The organism is Rhodosalinus sp. (genome assembly GCF_041685465.1).
In the GTDB taxonomy this organism is placed as follows: domain Bacteria; phylum Pseudomonadota; class Alphaproteobacteria; order Rhodobacterales; family Rhodobacteraceae; genus Rhodosalinus.
The window spans coordinates 1-6,916 of the sequence record NZ_JAWLFS010000162.1 but is presented as its reverse complement, the minus strand read 5'-3'; the positions used below and the strand labels follow the sequence as shown (position 1 = coordinate 6,916).

Below are 6,916 nucleotides of genomic sequence, written 5' to 3'. Positions count from 1 at the left end.
CTGGGCGGCGCGCGCCACGGCCGAAGGCGTCGCGCCGCCGGTCTACCTGCGCAGCCGCCGCGTCGCCGAGAACTGGATCGCCGCCCGGCTGGCGGAGGAAATCGCCGCCGGCCGCCGGGTGCTCGCGGGCTTCGACTTTCCCTTCGGCTACCCGGAGGGCTTCGCGCGGGCGGTTACGGGGCAGGATGATCCCTTGGCGCTCTGGGCGCGTCTCGAGACCGAGATCGAGGACGGCCCGCGCACCAGCAACCGCTTCGAGGCGGCCGGGCGGCTCAACGCGCAGTTGCCGGGGGTCGGCCCCTTCTGGGGCAACGGGCTGAAAGCGGACGTGCCCCATCTGCCGCGCAAGGGGCGGGCGCGGGCGGGCCACGGCCTGCCCGAATGGCGCGCGGCCGAGCGGGCGGCGCGCGGCGCCTTTTCCTGCTGGCAACTCGCCGGGGCGGGCTCCGTGGGCAGCCAGGCGCTGACCGGCATCCCGGTGCTCGCCCGGCTGCGCCGGCGGTTCGGCGCCTGCGCATGGCCCTTCGAAGCGCTCGCGGGGCCGGTCGCACTGGTCGAGGTCTGGCCCTCGCTCGTCGCCCCCGCGATCGCCGCGGGCACGCGGGAGGGCGAGATCCGGGATGCGGCACAGGTGCGCCTGCTCGCCGGGGCGGTGGCGGCGCTGGCGCCCGCGGACCTCGCCGCGATGCTCGACGTCGCCGCGCCGGAGGAGGGCTGGATCCTCGGCCTCGGCCACGAAGTCGCACTCGCCGCGGCGGTGGGCCGGGTTGCGGCGCGGGACGGTACCGCCTAGATCTCTCCCGTCACTGGAAGGATCGCCCATGAACATCTCGAAGGCCGCCGAGGCCGCGGGGCTGCCGGTCAAGACCGTGCGCTACTACGCCGACATCGGGCTCGTCGCGCCCGCCGGGCGCACCGCCTCGGGCTACCGCGACTACGACGACACGGCGGTGCGCAAGCTCGCCTTCGTGCGCCGCGCGCGGGAGTTCGGCTTCACCATCGAGGAGTGCCGCGACCTGCTCGGCCTCTACGAGGATCGCGGCCGGTCGAGCGCGGACGTCAAGCGCATCGCCGCCCGGCGGCTCGAGGAGATCGAGGCCAAGCAGCGCGCGCTGCAGGCGCTGCACGACGAGCTCTCGGGGCTGGTGCGCGCCTGCCACGGCGACGACCGCCCCGACTGCCCGATCCTCAACCATCTCGGCTGACGGGGCGATTTTTCGTACGAAAAATCGCAGCCCGGCCCCGTGCGGGCGGGAGAATTTTCGTACGAAAATTCTCCGGGCCTCAGTCGAAGGTGCCGGCGGCGCGCCCGAGCAGCATGAAGGCCCGCGCCGTCCGCGTGTCGGCAAAGGCCGAAATCTCCGGGTCGCTCGCGGTTTCCGCGAATTCCGCGAAGCGCTGGTCGAAGAGGCGCAGGAAGTGATGCGCGGCATCGCGGAAGATCGGGTCCTGTTTCATCCGCTCGCCCGCGAGCGCGAGCGCGGCGCGGTCATGCACGCCGCCGAGCGCCGCGACCGTGCGGCCGCGCTCGCCTTCGGCGAAACGGCGCCAGAGGTCGGGCCGCGCCCGGTCGGGGCTGAAATCGTCCATGTAGATCCCCTCCTGGCTGAGGAGGGTCAGCACGTCCTGCGCGGCGGTCACGAACTGCGCCGTGCGCCGGTCGCGCAGCGCGCGGCGCAGCGCCGCGAAGCCCGCCCGGTCCTCGGCGGTTTCGGGGAAGTTGAGCGCGCGGATGAAATCCTCCGTGCCGAGCGCCGGCTGCCGCGGCTCGTCCGGTGCGCCAAGCGCGAGGCTCGGCTGGGCGTCGCGCGTGCGCTCCTCCGGCGCTGCGGCGGCGGGCTCGGCCTCCAGGCTCTCGAGCAGGGCGGCGAGCCGGGCCTCGGTGGCGGCCTGCGCCGCCACGATCGCATCGAGCTTCCTCGCGAGCGCCGGGTCGGCGCCGCCGGCAGCGGTCTGCTGGGCCTGCGCCAGATGGGCCTGACGAATCGCCTCGATGGCGGCCTGCAGCCGCCGGCTCTCGTCGCGCATCACCCGGCTGGCGCGCGCGGCCATCGCCACGACCCAGATCATGCCGACGGGCAGCACGAGAACGAGGGCCGTCATGGCCGCCCGGAGCCCGCCCGAACCCTCCGGTGCATCGCCGCCCGAGAGCGTCAGGGCGGCGCCGGCCAGCACGACCCAGAGGAGGCTCAGCCCCGCCGCGAGCGGACCCTCCGGGCCCGCGCCACGCTCCGGCTGCGCACGGTCGTAAAGACCGGGGGGCGGTCCGCCCTTGCCGCTGGGTTCGGCCATGCGCCGGCCCTCACTCGTAGCGGACGGAAAGGATCTCGTAGGTCTTCTCGCCACCGGGCGTGCGCACCTCGACGCTGTCGCCCTCCTCCTTGCCGATCAGCGCGCGGGCGATGGGGGACTTGATGTTGAGCAGGCCCTTCTCGACGTCGGCCTCGTATTCGCCGACGATCTGCCAGGTCTTCTCCTCGTCGGTGTCCTCGTCCACCAGCGTGACCGTCGCGCCGAACTTGACGGCACCGGACAGCGTCGCCGGGTCGATCACGTCGGCCCGGCCGAGCACGCCCTCGAGCTCCTTGATGCGGCCCTCGATGAAGCTCTGCTTCTCGCGGGCCGAGTGATATTCGGCGTTTTCGCTCAGGTCGCCGTGCTCGCGCGCCTCGGCAATGGCGCGGATGATCGCCGGTCGCTCCTCGGACTTGAGGTGCTTCAATTCGGCTTCCAGCGCGGCATGCCCCGCGCGCGTCATCGGAATCTTGTCCATGGGCCTCTACTTCAGGCAAAAGGGCCGTGCGCGGCGGATGGTCGTCGGAGCGGGCGCGTCGCCCGCCCGCGGCGCCGAGACTGCCCCGACCGCCGCGGGATATGCAAGGGGGCGCCGCCCTCCCGCCGCGTCGGTGGGGGGGCGCGGCACCGTTTCGCACCCGTGACGCCCGGTTGCGATTGACCTTCCGTGACGGCACGGGCTAGCTCCTGCCCGGAGGAGCGAACAGGGCAACCGGGGAGTGTGCCGCATGGCCGAGGTGACGCGCGAGTCGATGGAATACGACGTCGTGATCGTGGGGGCGGGGCCTGCGGGGCTTTCGGCCGCGATCCGGCTGAAGGAGGTCGACCCGAACCTCGAGGTCGTGGTGCTCGAGAAGGGCTCCGAGGTCGGCGCGCACATCCTCTCAGGCGCGGTGCTCGATCCGGTCGGCCTGAACGCGCTTTTCCCCGACTGGAAGGAGCGCGGCGCGCCGATCGAGACCGAGGTCTCCGAGGACAACTTCTATCTCCTGGGCGAAGGGGGGCGGCTGCGCATTCCCAACTGGCCGATGCCGCCGCTCATGGACAACCACGGCAACTACATCGTCTCCATGGGCAACGTCTGCCGTTGGCTCGCCGAGCAGGCGGAGGAGCTCGGCGTCGAGATCTTCCCCGGCATGTCCTGCTCGGAGGTCGTCTGGGGCGAGCAGGGCGAGATCCGCGGCGTCGTCGCGGGCGAGTTCGGCCTTCAGGCCGACGGGACGCCCGGCCCCGCCTACGAGCCGGGCATGGAGCTTCACGGCAAATACGTCTTCCTCGCCGAAGGCGTGCGCGGGTCGCTGTCGAAGGAGGTGATCGCGCGCCACGACCTCTCGAAGGGGCGCGAGCCGCAGAAGTTCGGCCTCGGCATGAAGGAGGTCTGGGAGATCGACCCGGAGCGCCACAACGAGGGCGAGGTCACGCACACGATGGGCTGGCCGCTGGGCAAGAACGCCGGCGGCGGCGGCTTCATCTACCACGCCGGGAACAATCAGCTTTTCCTCGGCTTCGTGGTGCACCTGAATTACGCGAACCCCTACGTCTACCCCTACATGGAGTTCCAGCGCTTCAAGCACCATCCGATGGTGAAGCGCCTTCTGGAGGGGGGCAAGCGCATCGCCTACGGCGGCCGCGCGATCAGCGAGGGCGGCTACCAGTCGATGCCGAAGATGGTGGCGCCGGGTGCGGCGCTGCTCGGCTGCTCGGTCGGCATGGTCAACGTGCCGCGCATCAAGGGCAACCACAACGCGATGCTCTCCGGCATCGCGGCGGCGGAGGCCGCGGCGGAGGCGCTGGCCGCGGGCCGTGCGCAGGACGAGCTCTCGGACTACGAGGAGCGGGTGCGCACCGGCGAGATCGGGCGCGATCTCAATCGCGTGCGCAACGTCAAGCCGCTCTGGTCGAAATACGGGCTTGCCGGGGGGCTCGGCCTTGGCGGGCTCGACATGTGGACGAACACGCTCGGCTTCTCGATCTTCGGCACCGTGGGGCACGGCAAGACCGACGCCGAGGCGACCGAGCCGGCATCTAAGCACGCGCCGATCGACTATCCGAAGCCCGACGGCAAGATCAGCTTCGACCGGCTGACGAACGTCAGCTACGCCATGACCAACCACGAGGAAAGCCAGCCGGTGCACCTCAAGCTCAGGGACGCGGAGTTGCCCGTGGCGGTCAACCTGCCGGAATACGCCGGCCCCTCGGCGCGCTACTGCCCGGCGGGGGTCTACGAATTCGTGAAGGACGACGCCGGCAACGACAAGTTCGTCATCAACTTCCAGAACTGCGTCCACTGCAAGACCTGCGACATCAAGGACCCGAGGCAGAACATCGTCTGGACCACGCCGCAGGGCGGCGACGGGCCGAACTACCCGGGCATGTGAGCGCGGCGAACCGCCGTCGCGCCGCCGTGTGTGGACAAGCGGGGGCCGGCGGCCTAGGCTTTTCATCACCGCGGACGCATCAACAGGCAGGTCTCCCTTGCGCGCATCGTTCCTGAAAGCCCTCGCCGCCGCGGCCGCCCTCGCGGCGCCCCTGCCGGCCATGGCGGAGCCGGTCCCGGCCGGCGCGTACCTCACGGCGCGACAGGCGCAGTATCAGTCCGATTTCCTGTCGGCGGCGCGGTTCTACACCCGCGCACTCGCGCACGAACCGGACAATCGCGCGCTGATGGAGGCGGCGACGGTGGCCTATCTCGCCCTCGGGCAGGTGGACCGTGCCGCACCGATCGCGCGCCGCCTCGCCGGTGGCGACGGCCCGACGCAGGTCGCCAACATGGCGCTCATCGCGCAGTACGGCGCCGAGGAACGCTACGAGCGCGTTCTGCGGCTCGTGGACGAGGGTGCGGGCGTCGGCCTGCTGGTGGACGGGCTCGTCCGGGGCTGGGCCGAGGTCGGCCGCGGCAACATGTCCGAGGCGCTCGCCGCCTTCGACGCCATGGGCGAGGAGCGCGGACTTCTGGGGTTCGCGCTCTACCACAAGGCCGTCGCGCTCGCCTCGGCGGGCGACTTCGAAGGGGCCGAGGCGATCTACGCCTCCGAGGCGGCGGGCGCGGTGCAGATGTCCCGGCGCGGCGTGATCGCGCGCATCGCGGTGCTGAGCCAGCTCGACCGAAATGACGACGCGCTCGCCCTGCTTGAGGAGAGCTTCGGCGCCGATCTCGACCCGGAGCTGCGGGGCCTCCGCGGGCGCCTCGAGGCGGGCGAGACGCTGCCCTTCACCCATGTCCGCGGGCCCCGCGACGGGTTGGCGGAGGTCTTCTATACCATTGCCGGGGCGTTGCGCGGCGAGGCGAACGACGACTTCACGCTTCTCTACACCCGCGTCGCCGAGCATCTGCGCCCCGACCACGTCGACGCGATGCTGATGTCGGCCGAACTCCTGGAGGATCTCGGGCAGCACGAGCTTGCCACCGAGGCCTACAAGACCGTGCCGCGCGATCACCCCTCCCATCAGGCGGCCGAGATCGGGCGCGCGCAGGCGCTGCGGCAGGCGGGCAAGTCGGACGCGGCGATCGAGGTTCTGGAGCGCCTCGCCGAGACGTATGGCGAGTATCCGGCGGTACACTCCGCGCTCGGCGACATGATGCGCGGGCTCGAACGCTACGAGGCGGCGGCGGCGGCCTACGACCGTGCGATCGCGCTGTACGATGGCGAGCCGAGCCGCGGCGCGTGGTTCCTTTACTACGCGCGGGGCATCGCGCACGAGCGGCTCGACGAATGGCCCGCCGCCGAATCCGATTTCCGGCAGGCGCTGGACCTCAACCCCGACCAGCCGCAGGTGCTGAACTATCTCGGCTATTCGCTCGTCGAGAAGCGGGAGCACCTCGAGGAGGCGCTCGAGATGATCGAGCGTGCCGTCGAGGCGCGGCCCGATTCGGGTTATATCGTCGACAGCCTCGGCTGGGCGCTCTACCGCCTCGGCCGCTACGAGGAGGCGGTCGGCCACATGGAGCGCGCCGCCGAGCTTCTGCCGGTCGACCCGATCGTCAACGATCATCTCGGCGACGTCTACTGGGCGGTCGGCCGCACGACCGAGGCGCGCTTCCAGTGGAACCGCGCGCTCTCCTTCGATCCGGAACCCGAGGAGGCCGAGCGCATCCGCCGCAAGCTGGAGGCCGGGCTCGACGCCGTGCTCGCGGAGGAGGGGGGCGAGCCGCTTGCCGTCGCCAACGACGTGGCCGATGACCGGCGCTGAGGCGCGCGCGCCGGCCAAGATCAACCTCGCACTGCATGTCACCGGCCGCCGGGACGACGGCTATCACACCCTCGATTCGCTCGTCGTCTTCGCCGACGCGGCGGACGTGGTGCGGGTGCGCCCCGCGGCGGCGCCGTCCCTGCGGGTCACCGGGCCGATGGCCGCGGGCGTGCCCACCGACGCCTCCAACCTCGTGCTGCGCGCCGCCGCCGCGATGGGCGTCTCCGCCGAGATCGAGCTCGAGAAGCACCTGCCCGCCGCGGGAGGCATCGGCGGCGGCTCGTCGGACGCGGCGGCGACGCTCCGTGCGCTCGCGGCGATGACGGGGCGCGCGCCCCCCGCCGACCTCGCCGCGCTCGGGGCGGACGTGCCGGTCTGCATGGCGCCGGGGCCGGCGCGGATGCGCGGCATCGGCGAGATCGTGGCGCCC

At 71.9% G+C, this 6,916-nt stretch carries 6 protein-coding genes and 1 pseudogene; 5 read left to right on the top strand and 2 right to left on the bottom strand.

Annotation, left to right across the window (positions count from 1 at the left end; genetic code table 11):
* Both ACESL7_RS11070 and cueR read left to right on the top strand, forming a co-directional pair.
* A pseudogene (locus ACESL7_RS11070) lies at positions 1-793 on the top strand (molybdopterin molybdenumtransferase MoeA); the annotation flags it as partial.
* Between the two features lie 28 nt (positions 794-821).
* The gene (cueR, locus tag ACESL7_RS11065; RefSeq protein ID WP_372893381.1) at positions 822-1,205 is read left to right on the top strand and encodes a Cu(I)-responsive transcriptional regulator; all 384 of its coding nucleotides are present in this window, start codon (positions 822-824) and stop codon (positions 1,203-1,205) included.
* Positions 1,206-1,284: 79 nt separating this feature from the next.
* On the opposite strand, the gene ACESL7_RS11060 is transcribed toward cueR, so the two are convergent.
* Together ACESL7_RS11060 and greA are read right to left on the bottom strand one after the other, a co-directional pair.
* Positions 1,285-2,292: a hypothetical protein gene (locus ACESL7_RS11060; RefSeq protein ID WP_372893380.1), complete on the bottom strand. Its 1,008-nt coding sequence runs from the start codon at positions 2,290-2,292 to the stop codon at positions 1,285-1,287.
* A gap of 10 nt (positions 2,293-2,302) precedes the next feature.
* Positions 2,303-2,773 carry a transcription elongation factor GreA gene (greA, locus tag ACESL7_RS11055; protein ID WP_372893379.1) on the bottom strand — a complete coding sequence of 157 codons (471 nt, stop codon included), beginning with the start codon at positions 2,771-2,773 and terminating at the stop codon, positions 2,303-2,305.
* A 250-nt stretch (positions 2,774-3,023) separates the two neighbouring features.
* Here greA and ACESL7_RS11050 point away from each other — a divergent pair, with 250 nt between their 5' ends.
* The 3 genes from ACESL7_RS11050 to ACESL7_RS11040 form a co-directional block, all read left to right on the top strand.
* Positions 3,024-4,673, top strand: a complete 1,650-nt coding sequence (locus tag ACESL7_RS11050; protein ID WP_372893378.1) for an electron transfer flavoprotein-ubiquinone oxidoreductase — start codon at positions 3,024-3,026, stop codon at positions 4,671-4,673.
* Between the two features lie 97 nt (positions 4,674-4,770).
* Positions 4,771-6,486, top strand: a complete 1,716-nt coding sequence (locus ACESL7_RS11045) for a tetratricopeptide repeat protein (RefSeq protein ID WP_372893377.1) — start codon at positions 4,771-4,773, stop codon at positions 6,484-6,486.
* Positions 6,473-6,916, top strand: a 444-nt coding sequence (locus ACESL7_RS11040; RefSeq protein ID WP_487247755.1) for a GHMP family kinase ATP-binding protein, incomplete at its 3' end; no start/stop codon positions are given. The genes ACESL7_RS11045 and ACESL7_RS11040, both read left to right, overlap by 14 nt.

Coding starts and splice junctions, on each gene's coding strand:
- cueR (WP_372893381.1), top strand. CDS start 822: ATGAACATCTCGAAGGCCGCCGAGGCCGCGGGGCTGCCGGTCAAGACC.
- ACESL7_RS11060 (WP_372893380.1), bottom strand. CDS start 2,292: ATGGCCGAACCCAGCGGCAAGGGCGGACCGCCCCCCGGTCTTTACGAC.
- greA (WP_372893379.1), bottom strand. CDS start 2,773: ATGGACAAGATTCCGATGACGCGCGCGGGGCATGCCGCGCTGGAAGCC.
- ACESL7_RS11050 (WP_372893378.1), top strand. CDS start 3,024: ATGGCCGAGGTGACGCGCGAGTCGATGGAATACGACGTCGTGATCGTG.